The following is a 21,187-nucleotide window of genomic DNA, read 5'->3' as shown; positions in this document are numbered from 1 at the left end:
CTAAATTGAGTTTTAGCAATGAAACAGTTACAGAGATTTTGAGGCTCGATAATCATCTATGGAAACAAGTCGCCAACTAGAATCCTCTAAAAGTTCTAAGACCCATTGATGATACTTAAATAAACTTTCTCGATGACCTACGCTAATAAAAGTTGTCTGTGCTTTTTGTAACTGGTGATATAAGGTTTGTTCGTTGTTCAAATCTAAAGCACTTGTGGCTTCATCTAAGATTACATAGCGGGGATGGGTTACTAACAATCGGGCAAAAGCAAGGCGTTGTTGTTCTCCTAAAGATAATATATTTTCCCAGGGAACTTCCGCATCAAAGCCATGAACTTTTGTGGCTATATTTTGAAGATTAACTTGTTGTAAAACGGATTCAAGTTCTCCATCGGTCATTTCACGGGTTGTTTTAGGATAAAGTAACTGTTCTCTGAGAGTTCCTAAAATAATATAAGGACGTTGAGGTAAAAAGAGAAATTGTTCTAAGGGAGGTCGTTTTAAACAACCAGTTCCTGCATTCCATAAGCCAGCAATAGCTCTTAATAGAGAACTTTTACCTCGTCCACTCGGTCCGACAATTAATAAACCTTCGCCTGGTTCGATAGATAGTGATAAATGTTGAACAATTACCTTTTCATAATCCGGTGTTTGTAAAGTAACATCCTCAAACTTGATCTGATTTTGTTCAAGGGTTTTAATGGTACTAGCATCCTTGGGTTGTTGGCGCATTTCTTCTAAGGCCGACGAAAATTCAGATAGACGCTCAACATAACTGGAAAATCTGCCCAAAGAACCAAATTCAAGGATTAACTCAGAAAAACCATTAGCAAACATACTGCAAGCAATAATAGCCTGATTAACTTGTCCGAAATCAATTTCCCCCCGAATATAGGCTGGAGCAAAGACGACAAAGGGAAATATTTGAATAACTGAGCGATAACCTCGACTAAAAATGTCTTGATTTCTCTCCCAATCAATCTTACTGAGAGAATTTCTGACGAGATTATTAAATCGACGTTGAATGATTTTCAACTCTTGATTTTCGCCTTGAAAAAAGGCAATAGATTCAGCATGATTCCGAACATGAGTTAAAGTGTAGGTGTAATTAGCTTTGGATTCCAATTCTTCTTGACTAATCTTATCTAATTCTCGACTTAAATAAACAGCAATTAGGTTGCCGACAATTGTATAAGCCACTAAAATCAAGGCGGCTAGTCGAGAAATCGAAAAAAGAATTACTAAAAAAGTCGTCATTTCTAAGACTTTTTCTAATAAAACAGCACCAAAATTAACAGCATTTCTAGCAATGGGTTCTATTTCTTGAGCTATCCTTTGATCCGGATTATCCACATCGGATCTAAAATTAATTTTATAATAGGCGCGATCACTCAAATATTGGGTAATAACCTGCTGATTTAGCCATTCATACCAATCCAGAATAATTCTTTTTTTAACAAATTTAGAAAATGCAGTAAACAGGGTAATTAAAAGTAATCCTAAGCCATAGAATAATAAAATTGTCAGAAACTTAGAGGCATTTTTATCTTGAATAATAACATCAACCAAATAGCGATTAACGAAGCTATTAACTGCATTAGAGGCAACCAGTCCAACAATTACTAAAAGGAGGAGAAACAGCATTCCCCATGAACTTATTACCTCGGAAAATTTTCTTCCTTCTTTAGGATCAGTTGGATACCAGTAAGGACCGGCAATCAATTTCAGATTGTCAAAAAATTGATGAGAGCTTTTTACGGTTTCTTGTTGAAAAAATGTAGTTTGCATAGTTTTAATATAGGTTAACTTTTTTAAGAAATGCCTTGAATTTTTTTTAATTTCAAGCTTTCTAACTTCAAGGATTAGGATTATTTAATCTCCTAAAAAAGCCTCTAAATCAGTAAGTTCTTGTAAGATTAAATCCTCACTAATCTCCTGCTGAACTTCAGTGAAGTTAATCATCTTTTTCTCGGCTGTTTTTTGAACTTTTTCACCGAAAATGCGGTCAAGCAGATAATCAACTAAGCGTCTAATATTAGGGAAATCAAAGACTAAAGAAGTGGGTAAGAGAACTTCTAATCTTTTCTCTAAACGATTTTTCAATTCAATAGAGGATAGGGAATCAATTCCCATTTCTATCAATCCTTGTTCTGTATCTGGCATAGATTTAATCCCTAAAATCATTCTGACTTGTTTGCTAACATATTCTAACAAATATTCCCGACGTTCTCCGAAAGGCATCTCCTCTAAAAGATGCAGTACAGAGTCTGATTCTTGAACAGACTTAATGGGAATTTCTGAGAGTCCTAAATTTTTTAGGAGTGGTTTCTCACCTTTAAATTGATAGATATTTTTGAAACGAACCCAATCCACATCGGCGATTAAAACCTGTGTTTGATTAGAAGCCATAATAGCATCCATCACTCTCAAGGCCATATCTGGAGCAATTTCCCTGATCCCAATCTGTTTGAGCCAGTCCTCATAGTCTTGAGATACTATACCATGACCCGCCAATAATGCCCAATTTAAAGTCGTTGCAGGCAGCCCTTGAAGATGACGGAAATGAGCCAAAGCATCCAGCCAATGACTAACAGTATCATATAAGCCTTGTTCTTTTGCCCCCCAAATTGCACCCGCCGAAGAAAACAGCACAAAATAGTCTAATTGACTACCCAAAGATAGTTGATGTAAATTCCAAGAACCCTTAACTTTTGCCTGAAAAACTGCTTCGAGATCCTGCAAAGTACAGTCTTTTAATTGAGCTTGTCGGCCTGAGATTCCGGCAAGATGGAAAATGCCACGCAAGGGATAAGCGGTTTTTTCAATCTGGGTAAATATGGCCTGCATAGCCTCAAAATTGCCAACGTCTGCCGAAATAACTTCGATTGATGCTCCTTTTTCCTCTAATTTTCTGATTTTTTCTGATATTTGGGCTAATTCGGTTGCTGAATCCCACAGGAAGCGAGCCGGTAATGAGCGGCGTGTCGTTAAAATGAGATGTTTTGCTCCTAAATTGACTAAATGTTCCGCCAATTCTAAGCCTAGATGTCCTATTCCTCCCGTAATTAGGTAGGTAGCCTCAGGTTGAATCTTAACGGTTGTTGTCTCTAGAGACTTGAGAGGAAGCAGACGAGCAACATAGCCTTGACCTTTGCGGAAGACCAAATGATCCTCATCGTGAGCATGAGTTAATCCTAATAGTAATGCGGTAATATTTTGAGTAATATCAACGTCGGGATCAAGATCCAGCATACCTCCCCATAATTGCGGATTTTCTAGGGCAATAACACGCCCCATTGCCCAAAGAGGAGACTGAAACCCTAAAGAAGGCTGTTCTAATTCAAAGGGTTGGGCTCCCTGAGTGACAAGGAATAATTGAGGGGGATTAGGGATTTTTTGAATAGCTTTGAGAAGATTTAAAAGATAGTTACAGCGATTCAATAAAATGGATTCTGGTTGATCTTTGCCATCACTATTCAAAAGATAAATAATCCGATCTGGAGATGGATTTGACGCAAACCATTCCTCTAATTGTTGTAGTTGATTAGCATTCAAACAAGACTCAGAAGATGATATTTGTGTATTTTTCTGCCCTTGATAAATTATCCGACAGGAATCACACTTTTTAAGTAGTTGCTCTTGAATCCCTAAGGGAAAAGTATTTTGTTCTGGGTCAACATCGGTAAAAATTAGCCAGTTTTTAGCGAGGTTAGGGGGGATTTCTGAACTTTGAGCCAGAATAATACTTTGCTGAAATAAAACACTACCTATTTTTTGATCAGGAGAAACAAATTCCACCTGAGAAAACCCCGATTTAAGCAGAATAGATTCCCAAGTCGATGCTGTAATTATAGGATGATTTGGGCGCAAATGATAATCGCTAAAACGCCACCAACCTTGAGTCACACCAAAGATTAAATCAATCCAGGAAGATTGCTGAGTTAATTCTAACAGTAATAAATGACCGCCTGGACGTAGTAAACTTTGAATATGAGGCAAGGTTTCCTCTTGTAAATTGGCGGTAGAGTGTAAGACATTAGCTGCGATAATCAAGTCATAAGAATGACAGCAAAACCCTTGTAATTTCGGATCTTTTTCAATATCGAGAACTTTGTATTCTAGTCCAGAAAATTCAGCCAAATTATCTCTAGCTTTCTCTAGAAAGAAGGGGGAAACATCAGTGAATGTGTAGGTAATTTGACGAGAGTTACAAGCTTTAAGAACCTGTTGGGTTGTAGCTCCAGTTCCTGCACCAATTTCGAGAATGCGGAGGGAGGCTGAGGGAGCATAACTTGAGAGGAGAAGTTCAACGGTTTTAGAGATACCCAGATTGAGAATTTTTGCCGAAGATGTATTTTTATAAAATTCGCTGGCTCCTCCTTGTCCATCTTGAGAAAATAGGATAGATAAAGGAGATATTTTTCCCGTAATAATGGCCGCTAAATTTGTGGCAACTTGTCGAAATAGATTGAGTTCTATTTGAGCATTAGGATAATGATTGATTAAATCTTCTACCGCTAAATCAGGATTAGATTGTTCAGGTTCTTTAACAATTTTCCATCGGGTATTTTGCTTTTCTAAAATGCCGACTTTCGCTAATATTTCTAGAACATAATTCCAGAAAGATTTATATTCTTGTTTGAGTCCAGCTTGAATAAAACTTTGATCGGGATCAAGAAAGGTATTCATTTGAAAGAGTTCTAAATCTTTCAGAGCTTTAACAACAAAGTCAGCCGCCAGTTTTTCCATTTCAGAAAAAGCGCGAGAAACTCCCATCAATTCTGAGGATTGTAATTGGGGTTCTAAGTAAACCTCTAAATCCGTTTTAAGGCTGGTCAGATTTTCTAGCTTACCGTTAGCTAAATCCCAGGGAAGCCAAGCTACTTGATAAAGTAATTTGGCAAAATCAAAGTCCTCTTTTTCTTGATAATACAGTTTAATCAACTGTTGAACAATGGCGGATATTGTTGGTTTTTCATCTTCAGAATAATGACCTGTTTCTAAGAGGGTTTGCAGCAAAGTATTTTTGTCCTTTTCAGATAACATTTTGACTAGATTAGATTCCTGTGGAACAGTTGCAGATGGGGTTTTTAAAGGAATCCAGTGTTGACGTTTTTGAAAGGGATAAGTAGGTAAAGCACATCGTCTAGGATGATAGTCTTGATCAAAACTAAACCAGTCTATCTTTGCACCGCGAACATAAAGTTTGCCCAGACTTTCTAATAAAACTTGCCAATCAGAAAATCCTGAGCGTAAACTGGGTAGAGTTAGAGGTTCAGATGAAGATAGGGATGATTGAACAATTCCTGAGAGAATAGGTTGAGGTCCAATTTCAATAAAGGTATCACATCCAAGAGATTGTAGGAATAAAGCTCCTTGGTGAAATTGTACCGTATTTAGTAAATGTTGAAGCCAATACTCAGGAGTCATAATGCTGTCATCAGCAATTTCTCCCGTTAGGTTAGAGACCAGAGAAATTTGAGGTTGACTGAAAGAAATCTCTTGAAGAATCGTTTTAAATTCTGCAACCATTGGTTCTACTAAAGGGGAGTGAAAAGCATGAGAAACTTTAAGTTGACGAACTTTAACCCCAGAATTAGTAAAATGGTTACAGAGTTTTTGAATTACGTTTTTTTCTCCAGAAATAACGGTATGTTGTTCTGCGTTAATGGCAGCAATAGCGATTTTTATTCCCTGACTTTGGCAATGCTCAATAACTGAGTTTTTATCGAGAAAAATAGCGGCCATTTCCCCTTGATTTTGGGGTAATTGCCCCATCAAGTTGCCTCGATGGCTGACCAGTTTTAAGCCACTTTCAAGATCAAAAACACCAGCAAAACAAGCAGCTGAATATTCTCCTAAACTATGGCCTAAAATAGCGGCTGGTTGAATTCCCCAAGAATGCCATAATTGAGCGAGAGCAACTTCAATCAGAAATAGTGCCGGTTGGGTATAAGCGGTTTGGTTTAAGGCGTCATCTGTATCGGCAAATACGACGTTTAGTAGGGATTTACCCGTTAGTTTTTGATAGTATTTTTCCCCTGCGTCTAAAGTTTTTCTAAAGGTGGGTTGAGTCTGATAGAGTTGATGAGCCATCCCTGCATATTGAGAACCTTGCCCTGTAAATAAAAAGGCAATCTTAGACGGTCTTTTTTCATCAGCTATACCATGAATAGTTGACTGATAATCGAGTTGCTTAAACTGCCGTAATTGTTCAATAAAATCACTATTTTTATAGCCAGTTAAGGCTAAACGATTTGAGAAATGAACTCGGCCTGTATTGGCCGTAAATACTACATCAGACAGATCCTTTTCAGGTTGACTTTCTAAAAAGTCTATGTAGCGACTTACTAACTCTTTTAAAGCTGGTTCGGTTCGAGCGGAAAGGGTGAGCAAATGATAGGGACGTTTGCTCTGATTGTCTTGAGGAATAATGGGAGGAGCTTCTTCTAGAATAACATGAGCATTAACCCCGCCAATACCTAAAGAGTTTACCCCTGCCCGTCGGGGTAATTTTTCGTCCTTGTCTTGCTTAGTAGTCCAAGAAATAGCTTCATTATTAATATAAAAAGGAGTCTGAGAAAAATTAATTTGAGGGTTAGGATTTTGGAAATGTAATGTAGGTGGAATAATCTTATATTTGAGGGACAAAGTCGCTTTCATTAAACCAGCAATACCAGAAGCAATCTGCATATGTCCGATATTGGTTTTTACTGAACCTAAAACACATTCTCCCTCATTTGCCCCCTGATAAACTTTAGCTAAAGCATCAACTTCTATGGGATCTCCAAGGGGGGTTCCTGTGCCATGAGCTTCCACAAAACTAATTGTATTAGCATCAACACCAGCAAAGGCTAAGGCCTCCGTAGCGGCAGCAATTTGACCCTCTCCACCGGGGGCAGTAAATCCTAATTTTTGGCCACCATCATTATTAATAGCAGAGCCTTTAATAACTGCATAAATATGGTCATGATCGGCTAAAGCATCTGACAATCTTTTGAGCATAATTACTCCTACTCCACTGCCAAAAATAGTCCCTTTTGCTTCAGCATCAAAGGCGCGACAATGGCCATCAGGAGACATAATCAGTCCTTCTTGATATAAATAACCAATTTTTTGAGGAGAATTAATTGAAGCAGCTCCAGCTAAAGCCATATCACTTTCTCCACTGATGAGACTCTGACAAGCGAGATGAACTACAACTAATCCAGTAGAACAAGCGGTTTGAACATTAACGCTCGGACCATGTAAGTTGAGTTTATAAGAAATTCGCGTTGTTAAATAGTCTTTGTCATTAGCTACCATTGTTTGAAACCCTCCCATTGAATCTAGTGTGAAGGGTTGTAACTCGTCATTACTATCTAATTTACCCCGATTAGGATAACAATTATTTATCAAATAGGTGTTCATACTTGCGCCAGCAAATATACCAATTGATCCTTGATAAGTATTAGGATTATAACCGGCGTTTTCTAAACATTCCCAACTACATTCAAGCAGTAAACGTTGCTGAGGATCTAGTAATTCTGCCTCTCTATCTGTATAGCCAAAAAATTCGCTGTCAAAGTATTCAACTTGCTCGAGAATTGGTCTAGCTCTAACATAATTAGGCTGATTAAATAGTTCCGAAGACACTCCCGATTCTTGTAATTCTTCTTCCGAAAAGAAAGAGATAGTTTCGATTCCATTTTTTAAATTTTCCCAGAAGGTTGTTAAATTTTTAGCTCCCGGGAATTGCCCCGCCATACCAATAATTGCAATGTCATGGGTTTCATTATGGCGACGGGTCCGATTTTCGGCACGTTGACGGCTTTTTTGTGCTATAACTTGAGTGGTATTTGATTCTTCGCTTAAGCAACGGGCTAGGGTGGCAACGGTAGGATTTTTAAACATTTCAGCAAGGGATAGCTGACGGTTAAAAAGTTTGTCAAGTTCATTTTGAACTCGGATTAAGTGTATAGAATGTCCCCCTAGTTCAAAGAAGTTATCCTCTAAACCAACTGAGGTTAACTGTAAAACTTCACTCCAAACTGCTGCTATTTGACGTTCATTTTCTGATTGAGGTAAGGTTTGATTTTTCTGACGCTCTTTTGCTAAATATTGATCTATTTCTTGGATACGGCTGCTAAATAATCCCTGTTCAAAATCCTTTTTTAATTTAGATTTTTGAACTTTGCCAATAGAGGTTTTAGGAACTAAATTTCTTTCTAAGGGAATGACATAAGCTGGAGCAATTCCGAATTTTTGGGTCAAATGACTGCGAATTTTTCTAACAACTTTTATCCAGTGTTCAAATTGATCAGATTCTGGGCTAAAAGTAATAATTAATAAGTCAGTTTCTCGACTTTGATCAAAGACGGCAAAGGCGGCTGTATAAGATACTTTAACGCCTTCTAATTCTTCGATTGTTGTTTCAAGTTCATGGGCAAAGTAATTAACACCATTAATTATAATTTCTTGTTTTTCTCGCCCAGTAATAAAGAGTTCGCCCTTAAATAAATACCCCAAATCTCCCGTAGTAAACCACCCTTCTTGAAAAACTTCCTGGTTGAGTTCAGTATTATTGTAATATCCTTTAGTAACAGAATTACCTTGAATTTGAAGCTTTCCAATTTCTCTTTCAGGTAAAGGATTATTTTCCTGATCGACTATCCGGATAGTTGCTCCAGGAATCGGCTTTCCTAGAGAGACAAAACTATTTTCTTCGGTGAGTTCATTTTTACTTAAACCGGCTGACCAAGTAATCCCAGAACAGGATTCAGTCATGCCAAAAGCTGGTTTAATCGCTCTCTCCCGTAGTTGATGTTTTTCAAGAATTTCTAAGAATAGGCGAATCGTTTTTACTGAAACTTGCTCGCCAGCATTCACTAAAAATTTCATTGAGGAGAGGTTATAAGAGGCGTGCTTAAGTTCTTCTGCCTGTTGATTAATTAAGGAAAATGCAAAGTTAGGGGACCAAGAAATGCTTACTTGATGCTTTTGAATGAGTTCTAACCATTGGAGGGGTTGGCGTAGGACTAATTCCATCGGAACATGAATTTGATGACAAGCCAAATCTACCGCCATAATTCCTAAAAATACGATAGCTCCTACATGATCTAAGGGCATCCAATTAAGGGTAACTTCTTGTTGGGTAAAGTGGTTCATTGCCACTGTACCAGCAGTCATGGACAGAATATTATGATGAGTTAATATTACTCCCTTGGGCATACCTGTACTACCCGAAGTAAAGAGTAATAAGGCTGGAGCTTGTGGATCAAGAATCGGCAATTGATGGACTTTAGAGGGGGCTTTTCTGAGTTCATTAACTGAGATAACTTGCCACCCTTCTAGATGAGAGGAAGTTCCTAATTTTTCAATTTCAGTAATTAGTTCACTATCGGATAATATCAAAGGATTGTCTAAAATTTTCCAAACATTCTCTAGTTTTTTGACGGCAGAATTTTCCAGATCATAGCTAGGAGCAACGGTCAAAGGAACTGGAATAATTCCCCCTAAAAAACAAGCCCAGAGTGCGGTAATAAAGTCTTGATTTTTGGCAATTTGTAGAATGACTTTATGCCCTAATTTTATTCCTTTTTGTTCCAGTCCATTTAAAATAACGAGAGCATCTTGATATAAGTCTTGATAACTCTGAAAATATTCAGTTGCGTCATTTTTGATATAAGTAATTCCATGATTATTATGTTTAGTGGCAGTTTCTAAGACTTCTGACAGAGTCCGCCAATTATCTTCCAATTGTCCTCCAAAACTGATTGAATGCTTAGACATTTTTTTTTACACCTCTTGATCAAAAATAGGAATAATCTTGAAAACCTGATGAGCCAGTATATCGCTACGCACAAGTTAAAAGTCAGAAGTGATCAACTCAAGTTTGAATTGTACCTGATAGAGGTGCGATGGTCAAGGGCTTTTTGGGTTTGAAGGCTGATGGCAGTCGGTCACTAGATCTACCTGAGCTTGTTTGATGATTAACTGAGAAAAGTTTTGAGCGATGGTACTTAAAGGATCGATCGCTTTAATGGAGTCAATTCCTTTGAGTTTGAGAGATTTTGTTAAGAGATGAAATTCGGTACACCCAGAAATATAGGAGCGAGTGTTATATTTCTCTAATAATGTTTCTATATCCCTAAGAATACTTAACGGATCCTGTCCTCTTTTTAGCACTTTATAGATCATTTCATGAATCAACTTTTGATCACTTTCTGAGAGAGAAATAATCAGATCTGCGGTGGTGCAGCCTTCATGAAATAATTTTTTCTGGTAAGTCCCTGTACTAGCAAGTAAAAGGGTAGGTTTATTATATTCTTGGAGTTCTTGGTCCGCTATTTTAATTAAGGAAATAAGTTTATCCTTCAGATTTTCGGGAATCTGAGGTAGAGCATAATGAGCCGTACAACAGCCAATGACTATGCAATCAGCCAGTTTATTGAGATGTTCCAGATTGACTTGAATAAAATCAATAAATTCTCTTTCTTTTCCACTATCAATAGAACCTGTGCGATCAGGTGCAGAGGGAAGGGAAAAAACGATAACATTAGGGGCTTCTTGTTCCTTATCAATAAAAGGATTATATTCATAAATCGACTTCAGAAATTCGGCAGTAACCACTGGTCCCATACCACCTAAAACGCCAAGAATCGGTAGTTTTGTCTTCATTAAAATATCCTGCTAGTGTAATCGCTGTTGACTAAAAATTAAAGTCTTCTGTGAACAGTTCCTGCCCCTCTTGAATAAGATTTTCTGAGGAAGCTAAGGATAAGTTTATCAAAGGTTCATGGGCAAATTTTAAAACTTGCTCCAGCCAGTTTTTGAACAAATCTATGATCAATAAAATTCGCTCATGGATAAATATATCTGTGTTGTAGATTAGCTTGAGATAAAGTTCTTCTTCCTCAACAAAGATAAATTCTAAATCAAATTTAGCGGTAATCATTTTTGGGTCAATGGAGTTAACTGTAATTCCGTCCAAGGCCAGATATACATTTTGATTATTTTGCAGGACAATTGCAACATCAAAGAGAGCATTACGGCTAGGATCTCGTTGTAAATTCAACTCAGATACGATCTGATCAAAGGGATAGTCTTGATGATCATAAGCCTCTAAAGTGGTTGTTTTTACTTTGCTAAGGAGATCCGTAAAACTGTCGTGATCTGTTATCTGATCCCGCAGGACGAGAGTGTTAACATAAAATCCGATTTGATCTTCTAAATCAGGATGATTTCTGCCGGCGATAGCAGAGCCTATTGTAATTTCATTTTGCTCAGTGTAACGGAATAGAAAACTCTTAACCAAACTAACTAAACCCATAAATAAACTGGCTTCTTGTGCTTTAACTAACTTCTCAAAAGTATCGATCAATTCGGGTTCAGGTTGCCATGTAATTGTATTTCCCTGAAAACTTTTAACAGGTGGGCGGGGATAATCAACAGGTAAGTTAAGACGCACAGGAACAGGAGTTAATTTAGCTAACCAGTAATCCCGTTGATCTTGAAGTTTCGAGGTTTCTAATTGACTTTCTTGCCAAGAAGTATAGTCTTTATAATGAATTCTAAGAGGGGGCATTAATTGGGAATTTTCTTGTCCATAGGCGTGATAATGGGTGAGGAAATCTTTAATTAAAACCCCAGCTGACCAACCGTCAAAAATGATATGGTGCATATTAAACAAGACGATGTAATTCTCTTGGCTTAGTTTAAGTAAGTTAACTTTAAGTAACGGTCCCACTTCTAAATCAAAGGTCGTTTTGGCATTATGGCTGATCGCTTCTTCGATCAGGTTTTCTTGTTCTGTGCTAACATAAGCTGTCAGGTCTATTTGTTTAATGACAAAGTTCATTTGATTATGGACAACTTGACGGGGTTGATTATTGATTAAAGTAAAGGTTGTCCGCAAAATTTCATGGCGTTGAATTAACTGTTGAAAGGCATTTTCAAAAGCGTCAATATTGAGATTGCCCTTGAATTGATAAGCACTGGGCATTCCGTAGGCATTATGATTTTGATCTAGGAATTCTAAAGCCCAAAGACGACGCTGACCATGAGACATCGGATAAGATTTTTGGGGGGGAATTGCCGAAATGGGTTCTTGATAATTGTATTGAGTCTGGGAGATTAAAGTCGCCAATCCAGCAACGGTTGGAACTTTAAAGAAGTCAGCTAATTTTACGGATACATTTAGTTCTTTATGAACCCGGGTTACAACCCTTGATAAGAGTAGAGAATGACCGCCAATTTCAAAGAAGTTATCAAAAATACCGATAGGATGTTTAGAGAGAATTTTTTCCCAGATACTAACGAGATTGGATTCTAAATGATTACGGGGTGCAACATAATTAGAATTAACCAGAGATTTACCGGTTTCTCTGAGTTGTCTCAGGGAGTGCAGGTCAAGTTTCCCATGTCGAGTTAAAGGGAATTGCTTTAAAAAAATAAAGTAACTGGGAATCATATAAACTGGTAAAAACTTGGCAAGAAATTCTCGAATCTCAGCAATTTCTAGAGTTTTTTCTGTTTGACAGTAAGCAGATAATTGAGTTTGATTATTCACTTGAATTGGTAAAACAATCGCTCTTTCAATGGGAGCATAACGAGTCAATTGATATTCAATTTCTCTGGGGTCAATTCGATAACCATTGACCTTAACTTGATTATCTTTTCGTCCCATAAACTCAATGATACCGGGAGCAGTTTGCTTGCCTAAATCGCCGGTTCTAAAGAGAGTTTTTGTCTCATCAAGAAAGCTAGGTTTAAATTTTTCTTGAGTCATTTCGGGTTGGTTATGATAACCCGATGCTAGGGCGGCACCTTCTACACAAATTTCGCCGATTACATGGAGGGGAACGGGATTATTAAATTCATCAAGAACCCCTAAGCGATTGTTATGGAAAACTTGACCGAGGGGGATTTCGCTGTCTAAGTTTTCCTTGATTTCATACTGGGATACTCCCACACAAGTTTCTGTAGATCCGTAGACATTGCTAATAATTTCTGCTGGAAAACGTTTCCGCAAAGCTAAGGCAGTTTCCCGATCTAATTTTTCCCCTCCTACCGAGATATATTTTAAGCTGGAAATGGTTTCTCCTGGTTCAAGTAGCCCCAAGATTTCTCGATAGATAGATGGGGTGGTGTGTAGGGCATTAATTTGATTTTCCTGTAGGAAAGAAACCAAATGTCCTATATATTTTATTTCGTACATATATAGGGATGCACCTATGGTTAAGGGGAGAAAAATATTACGAATAGATGGATCATGAGTAACAGCAGCTGTGAAAATATAGCGCCATTCAGGATGTTTATCTAAATCAAAGGTAAGTCGTAAGCTTTGAATAACATTCAAAATTGAGATGTGACGGCCCCTGACTCCTTTAGGATTACCAGTTGATCCTGAAGTGTAAAAAATATAAGCAGTTTGGCTAGAATTGCGAAATATTTTAGGCTCATCTTTGTCATATTTTTCAACAATAGGATCAATTTTATCTAAGCAAATTTTTTCCATTTTTTCAGGTAACTTAGAGATAAAATTACTCTCCGTTAGGCAAACATGACAGCCACTATCTTTTAAAATAAACTCAATGCGACTGTGAGGATATTGAGAGTCTATAGGAACGTAAGTCGCTCCAGTTTTAAAGGTAGCCAGAATCCCGATGATTAAGTTGTGATTACGCTGGAGCATGACCCCAATCACTTTTCCTACACCTAGCTGATATTCCTGCTGTAAATAATGGGTAAGACGATTGACTTTTTCATTTAATTCTTGATAGCTAAGGCTAATTTTTCCCGCAATTAGGGCGGGAGCATTAGGGGTTAATTTAACTTGAGCTACAAAGTCATCAATGATGGTGGCTTTCTCAGGGAGTTTGCGAGTTTTTCCGGTTAATTGTCTGAGTAACTTCTCTTGTTGGACTGGGGTTAATAAAGGTAACTGATAAAGAAGATGATTAGCATCCTCAATGATTCCCCTCAGCAAAATTTCAAAGCTTTCAATAAATTGTTTAATTGTCTCTTTTTTAAAGAGTTCTGTATTGTAATTGCAGTAAATAATGAGGTTATCATTAAGTTCAATTAAGTTAAATCCTAGATCAAAAGGGGTGTAAGCAATCGGTGACGGTGGCAAGGATACTTTTAAGTCTTTAAACTCAGGCAGAGTTAAACTAGGATCCATGTTAAAAGATACCGAAATGAGAGGAGAACGAGAAAAATCTCTAGGTAATTGTAAAGCTGCTAATAAATCCTCTAAAGTATAACTCTGATGGCGAAAAGCGTCGATCAGGGTTTGTTTAGTGTGTTGTAAATGTTCAATAAAAGAGGTGGTAGCATCGACTTGTATCCGCAGGGGTAAAAATTGAGAACAAAAGCCTACTAAGTTGTCACTACCTTCTATTTGTCGCCCAGAAATAGGAATACCAATGACTAAATCCTTATGGCCAGAAATTCGACGCAAAAAAGCAGTATAAGCGGCGAACATCGTCATAAATAATGTAGCTTTATTTTTGCGTCCTACTTTCTGCAAATTTTGCCCAACTTCCGAGGGAATGACTTGACTTTCTTGGCCGCCAGTGTAGGTTTTAACGGCGGGACGGGGAAAGTCGGTGGGAAGCTCAAAGGTTGGCAGCTCTTCCTGATAGGTTTTCAACCAAAAATCCCGATGCTCTAACATTTGCGGACTTTGCGTCTCTTGCGCTCGCAAGGTTAAATATTGCCGAAACTGCATCGGTGGTGTGAGAACCTCTTTAGTTGTGTTATTTGGGGATGAATAAAGTTGACCAATTTCCTGCAAAATTAATCCTAGTGACCAACCATCTGCCACAATATGATGAGTTTTTAAAGAGAGCAGATAATGGTCAGATTTTAAGCGCATTAAAATCACAGCAAATAAAGGAGCAATCGACAGGTCAAAGGGTTTTTGGGAAAACTGAGATCGTAACGCTAAGGCCGTCGCTTCGGGATTATCTTCATCCTTCAAATCAATGAGGTTTAATTTAATTTTAACTTCATTGACAACTTCCTGTAATTCTCCTTGTTCTATAATTTTGGTTCGCAAAGCTTCATGGCGATTAATAACTTGATTAATCGTTTTTTCTAAAATGTAAACATCTAAAGAACCTAGTAATTCTAGAGATGTTGTGACGTTATAGGATGCTGAAGCATTACGGTCTAATTCAGCTAATAACCAAAGTTGACGTTGAGCTTCACTGGTGGGAAAGGACTGATTTAAAGATGGTAGATGTCCCCTACCATCTTCATCTTCAGAGAGGGGCTTTTTTTCTTCTTTCTTGACTTGGGGGCGTTTAGCATTAGCAAAAAAACCAGCTTGCTGCAATTCCGTAATCGCTTCTTTGACGGCTACTATAACTTTGTCTATATCTTCATTAGTATGGCAGGTGGAGAGAAAACAAACTCGTTTTTCCCATGTGTAGATTCCTTGAAGATTTAATAGGTAATAAAAGAGGGGTAATTCGATGGGTTGTAAGAAGATACTATAAGCTCCAAAGGGTTCAAAGCGGAATAAAGATCCAAAATTAACAACCCGAATCGGAATGCCTATTTCTTGAAAAAACTGATTGACTTCGGTGGCTAATCGATGAGTTAATTGATTCACTTTTTCTTGAATCGTTGGACTGTTTTCTTGAAGATGTAAAAGCACAGCACGACAAGCAGCAAGGGCTAAAGGATGACGACAAAAAGTTCCCCCAAAAGCGGTTAACTCGGTTTGGGGATGAGAGTCATCTCCGTATTGCCAGAAACCGCCGTCAACGGTATCTAAGAAATCTGCTTTACCGCAGATCATACTAATTGGTAAACCTCCTCCAATGGCCTTACCATAAATGACTATATCAGCTTCAACATTGAACCATTCTTGCGCTCCTCCCGGAGCAATCCGAAAGCCGGTAATAATTTCATCAAAAATGAGTGTGATCCCTTTTTTATGGGTTATTTGTCGTAGTTTTTGCAGAAATTCTTGAGGCTGTAAATCGGGTTTGCGACTTTGAACTGGTTCGACTAATACGGCGGCTAAATCATCAGCATGAGTAGCAATAATATCGAGGCTTTCTTCAACTCCATAACTCAAGACTATTATGTCTTCAACCATTCCTAAAGGAGTGCCTAAACTTAAGGGTTGAGTCGTGGTTTTATCTTCTCCTACTCGTGCTAAGATGCCGTCAAAAGTTCCATGGTAGGAGCCGGCGAACATAACGATTTTTTGACGTTTTGTACGAGAGCGAGCAATGCGAACAGCGGCCATAATCGCCTCGGTTCCCGTATTACTAAAAGCGACTCTTTCGACTCGACCCATTTCACTAATTAAAGCGGCGGTTTCGGCAGCCAGATTTGACTGCATTCCTAAACCTATTCCTCGGTTCATTTGTTCTTGAACCGCTTCAATGACAAAATCCGGACTATGCCCAAAAAAGTTAACCCCAAACCCCATAGCTAAGTCAATGTAATTATTGCCATCAATGTCCTTAAAATAAGCCCCTTGAGCAGATTCTGAAACAATGGGATATTGAAATTCTTTTAAGGCCATGCGGAAGTCAATGGTCGGTTTAACATCCACCATTGTCTTACGGCTATTTTGTGAATAGGCTTTTGATTTGGCGGTTTTCTGGTTATAAATACTCTGTAAATTTTGAATAAAGGCTTGTTGTTGTTCGGTTAAGGATTTGTTCTCAGTCAGCTTTAAGGCTAAGGGGTTTAAATTGGGAGAACTAGGTTTCTCAGGAGATTTGGGCTTCTCTTGAGAAACCGGAAGGGAAGTTTCTATCTTAGAGCTTTGGGTAGGAATGATTTGAGTCTGATTCGTTAATATTTCGGGGGCTATACTGGGGGAGACGGTGGCAGTTTGAAGAACTTCTAATTGCTTGATAATGGTTTTCTCATGGAGGTCTTTTAGGTCTTTTAAAGATTGTAATTGAGCCATCATTAAGGCTTCTTTACCGGAGCTTTCACCTGAGACAGTGAACTTAGGAATTGCAGGAATTGAGAGGGGTTCATCTGGCACACAAGCAAGAATTAATTCTTGGCCATTGTTAATGGGAATATTGTTTTGTTTAGAGAAACTATTCGCCGTAGCGAAACCACAGCGCTTTAAAACGGAACACCAATTTTCCCCACTTAATAAGGGAGTGTCTGAGCGTAATTCTTGGTCCTGAAAGCGCCACCAGCCGGGGGTTAATCCAAAGGTTAAATTCAGCCATGAGTTATTTTCTACGGTTTCGAGGAGAACTAAGTAACCACCGGGGCGCAGCAGTTCCCGAATATGGGTTAGAGTTTCTGTAATATTTCGGGTCGCATGAAGGACGTTAGCGGCCACAACAATATGATAATTACGAGCAGGTATCCCCTGAGAAATGGGGGACTTTTCAATGTCTAGTTGATGAAAGTTTAGGTTATATTTTTTCTGAAATTTTTGCCTAGCTTGATGCAGTAAGAAGGGAGAAACTTCGCTAAAAGAATAAGTGACATGATCGAGGTTTAAGTGGTGAAGAATTGCTTCTGAAGTGGCACCAGTTCCTCCTCCTATTTCGAGAATTTGATAGGGGCGATCACTATTAGAAAAGCGCGTTAAAATCTGGTTAATAGCTTGGGCAACTCGTTGATTCATCAATCGAGATACGGGAGAATTGCCATAGATACTTTCTGCATGAGCAACGGAACCTTCTGGGAAAATTAATGTCAAGGGGTCTATATTTCCCTTGAGAACTTCTGCTAAATTTTCGCCGCAGCGTTGCAACATTTCTAATTCAGGTTTTGCAGATGGACAAGTTTTTTCTAGCTTTTGTAGGGCTTGGGGTAAGGAAAAAGAGTCAGGCAAGTTTTTGACAGTCCAAATATTCCCTTGATTTTGAAGAATATTAGCTTGCTCTAAATCCTGCAAATAACGATTGAGCAAAATGTGATATTTGGGGGCAACAGGTAAGGTTTGTCTTAGGGTTTCTATTGTCCATTGTTCCCCCTGATTAAGTTTTTTCCCTAAGGACTCTAAAGCCTTGATGATATAGGCTGTAGCGATGGGTTGCAATTGATCAATGACTTGCAGATAATTGCTTAATTCTGTCTCGTCATCGATAACTTTAGCTGTTATTTCTGAAGCATTTTCTAAGGGTTTTTCTTTGACAAATTGGCAGAGGTATTCGGCGATATCAACAAGAGTTTGTAAATCGGTAAAGAGTTGATCTATTTTCACTTTGACTTGAAATTTTTCTTCAATTTTGCGAGAAAAGTCAGTCAAGATAATTGAGTCTGCTCCTAAGTTTAGTAATGTCTCATCCTCCGGCAGTTCGTTCTCATCTTCTTTCAGAAGTAAAGCCAAAATTGATTTTAATTGATTACGGATTTCCTGTTGATGTTTTTGCATATTGAAAACTGTGGTTTCGGTATCGGTAAGGTTAGAGGTTTGTGCGTCTAGGAATATTTTGTCAATGCTCTGATTTTCTGTTCGAGGATTAGGCTGAAATTGGAAAGGTTTCCTTTGAAAGGGATAGTTCGGCAATCTGACTTTTTTATAGCCATAATTTCGATTGAATTGTTCTGGATTGAAAGGTGCGCCATTTAGGTAGAGTTGTCCCAAGGCTGAAAGAATTGTCTGCCAGTTATCTAAGCCACGATTGAGGGAACTTAACCAGATGAACTCATCTTTATAACGACGACCTTGTTCTGCTAGTATTGGTCTTGGTCCCACTTCTAAAAATAGGTTATATCCCTTGTTGAAAGCGGTTATTAAACTCGACAAAAATCTTACTGGTTCTCGGCATTGTTTGCTCCAGTAAGTGGCATCTGGTGCATTTTCTAAAACCTCTCCATCAAGTCCTGAAAGTAAGAGAATTTGGGGGCGTTGATAAGAAATTTGACGAGCCTCTTTTTCAAATTCTTTTAAAATTGGCTCCATTAAAGGGGAATGAAAAGCCTGAGTAACGGGAAGATATTGAGCGGGAATTTTTTGCTTTTTGCAGGTGCTAATAACTTCCTCAATGCTGGCACTTTCTCCAGCAATAACAATCTGTTGAGGGTGATTAATGGCAGCTATTGAAACTGTTTGAGTATAATTTTTAATTAGGGAAATTACTGTCTCTTCATCAGCAAAAATTGAAGCCATTTTCCCAGAGGTCGTGGTTTGCATTAATTGCCCCCGTTTGACAACTAAGGCGAGTCCAGCTTCTAAGCTAAATACTCCTGCGATACAAGCTGCTACATATTCTCCCACACTATGGCCAATCAGTAAACTGGGGGTAATTCCCCAAGATTTCCATAGCATTGTTAGGGAATATTCTAGGGCGAATATAGCCGGTTGAGCGTAAGCAGTTTGATTGAGTAAATCGGTCTGTTCACCAAATAATATTTCAGTTAAAGGATGGTCTAAATACTTCGCTAATATTTCGGCACATTGATCAATATATTGACGAAATGTCGGCTGGGTTTGATAGAGTTGATGCCCCATGCCGGGATAACAAGCCCCTTGCCCTGTAAAAAGAAAAACAATTTTAGGGGATTTTTCCGATGTAAAACGTTGATAAAAAGTCAAATCATCAAGTGGTTTTTCTTCAGCAAAAGCGGTTAATCTTTGTTGTAATTCTGGACAAGTATCGCCAACAATGGCTAAACGTTCAGGTAAATCTATCCTTCCGACAGCTGCACTATAACAAATATCTCCAATTTCAGGATGAGATTCTAGGAGGGTATGGAAGCGTGTGGCTAATTCTTTTAAAGCGGTTTTGTTGTGGGCTGAAAGGGTTAAGAGATGACTGGGAATTTGTTGTTGAATTTCTGAGATTTTGCTGACGGGTGCCTGTTGAACAATGACATGGGCATTTGTGCCTGAAAAACCAAAAGAACTTACCCCAGCTATAGGGACTTTATTGTTATTCGGCCAAGGTATATTTTGAGTAGGAATTTTAATAGGATGATCTTCCCAATTAATCAGAGGATTAGGGCTTTGGAAGTGAAGATGGGAGGGGATTTCACCCTGTTGAAGAATCAGAATTGTTTTGATTATTCCAGCCATGCCAGCTGCGGCTTCAAGATGACCGATATTGGTTTTGACTGAGGCGACATAAAGGGGGTCGGAGCGCTTTCCATAAACTGAGGCAATGGCATTCAATTCGATGGGATCTCCTAAAGAAGTGCCTGTGCCATGAGCTTCTATGTAGCTGACATCTTCAGGGACTATTCTGGCATCAGCTAGAGCTTGACGGAGCAATTCTTGCTGGGCGGGTCCACTGGGTACGGTTAAACCGGCAGCAGCCCCATTATGATTCACCGCCGAACCTCGCAACAGGGCAAGAATGTGATCCCCGTTTTTCTGGGCTTCTGATAAAGTTTTTAAGATTAAAACCCCACAGCCTTCCCCTCGCACATATCCGTTAGCAGAGGCATCGAAGGTTTTGCAACGCCCATCGGGGGACATCATTCCCGACTGAGAAAGACTAATCGTAATTGCGGGTTCTAAAATGAGGTTTACCCCACCCACTAAAGCGAGTTCACATTCACGATTTCTCAGGCTACGAATCCCCTGATGGACGGCTACTAATGAGGATGCACAGGCTGCATCAATCGAGAGACAAGGACCGTGAAGATTGAGAAAATAAGATAGCCTTCCGGCGGCTGCGCTTAGAGCATTGCCGGTGCCAAAAAAAGAGTCAATTTGATCATAGTTAGTGCCGTAAACCTTCAGGGCATGATCAATGCTAGTAATCCCCACAAATACCCCTACTTTATTATCGGCTAAATTTTTCAGAGGTAAATTGGCATTTTCTAACGCTTCCCAAGCAACTTCTAAGAGTAACCTTTGTTGAGGATCCATGGAGGCTGCTTCTCTTGCTGAAATCGAAAAGAAACGGGCATCAAATTCTGTGATATTCTCTTGAAGAAATCCCCCATAAGCGGTGTTCATTTTTCCTAAAGTTGGTTCTTGAGAATACAGTTCTGAGATATCCCAACGGCTTTTAGGGACTTCTACTATAGCATCAAGCCCGGCTTGACAAAAACTCCAATATTTTTCTGGGGAATTAATACCTCCAGGAAAACGACAAGCCATCCCAACCACCGCAATAGCTTCACTTTGTCTCGTCTCTAATTCATTGATACGAGCCTGCATGACCTCCATTTTGCTTAAGGTCGTTGCCATTAATTTTTTGTAATCTATACTCTCAACCATGCCCTATTCTCTATAATTTCTAAATTTATACGC

General features: G+C 38.7%; 4 protein-coding genes. All 4 read right to left on the bottom strand.

Annotation, left to right across the window (positions count from 1 at the left end; genetic code table 11):
- Positions 1–27 precede the first annotated feature (27 nt).
- Positions 28–1,788, bottom strand: coding sequence for an ABC transporter ATP-binding protein/permease (locus IM509_RS09400; RefSeq protein WP_072923790.1), 1,761 nt, complete (start codon positions 1,786–1,788; stop codon positions 28–30).
- An 84-nt stretch (positions 1,789–1,872) separates the two neighbouring features.
- Positions 1,873–9,771 carry a type I polyketide synthase gene (locus IM509_RS09395; RefSeq protein ID WP_185237542.1) on the bottom strand — a complete coding sequence of 2,633 codons (7,899 nt, stop codon included), beginning with the start codon at positions 9,769–9,771 and terminating at the stop codon, positions 1,873–1,875.
- 132 nt (positions 9,772–9,903) lie between these two features.
- Positions 9,904–10,659, bottom strand: a complete 756-nt coding sequence (locus IM509_RS09390) for an aspartate/glutamate racemase family protein (RefSeq protein WP_072923796.1) — start codon at positions 10,657–10,659, stop codon at positions 9,904–9,906.
- Positions 10,660–10,690: 31 nt separating this feature from the next.
- Complete coding sequence (locus IM509_RS09385; RefSeq protein WP_287716828.1) at positions 10,691–21,124, bottom strand: non-ribosomal peptide synthetase/type I polyketide synthase; 10,434 nt, start codon at positions 21,122–21,124, stop codon at positions 10,691–10,693.
- Positions 21,125–21,187 lie beyond the last annotated feature (63 nt).

Origin of the sequence: Microcystis sp. M31BS1, from assembly GCF_020245285.1 — a bacterium.
Classification (GTDB): domain Bacteria; phylum Cyanobacteriota; class Cyanobacteriia; order Cyanobacteriales; family Microcystaceae; genus Microcystis; species Microcystis panniformis.
This window is presented reverse-complemented; position numbering and strand designations above follow the sequence as displayed.

What these genes read in the sequence shown, in the direction of transcription:
- IM509_RS09385 (WP_287716828.1), bottom strand. Translation starts at nt 21,124, where the DNA reads ATGGCAACGACCTTAAGCAAAATGGAGGTCATGCAGGCTCGTATCAAT.
- IM509_RS09400 (WP_072923790.1), bottom strand. Translation starts at nt 1,788, where the DNA reads ATGCAAACTACATTTTTTCAACAAGAAACCGTAAAAAGCTCTCATCAA.
- IM509_RS09395 (WP_185237542.1), bottom strand. Translation starts at nt 9,771, where the DNA reads ATGTCTAAGCATTCAATCAGTTTTGGAGGACAATTGGAAGATAATTGG.
- IM509_RS09390 (WP_072923796.1), bottom strand. Translation starts at nt 10,659, where the DNA reads ATGAAGACAAAACTACCGATTCTTGGCGTTTTAGGTGGTATGGGACCA.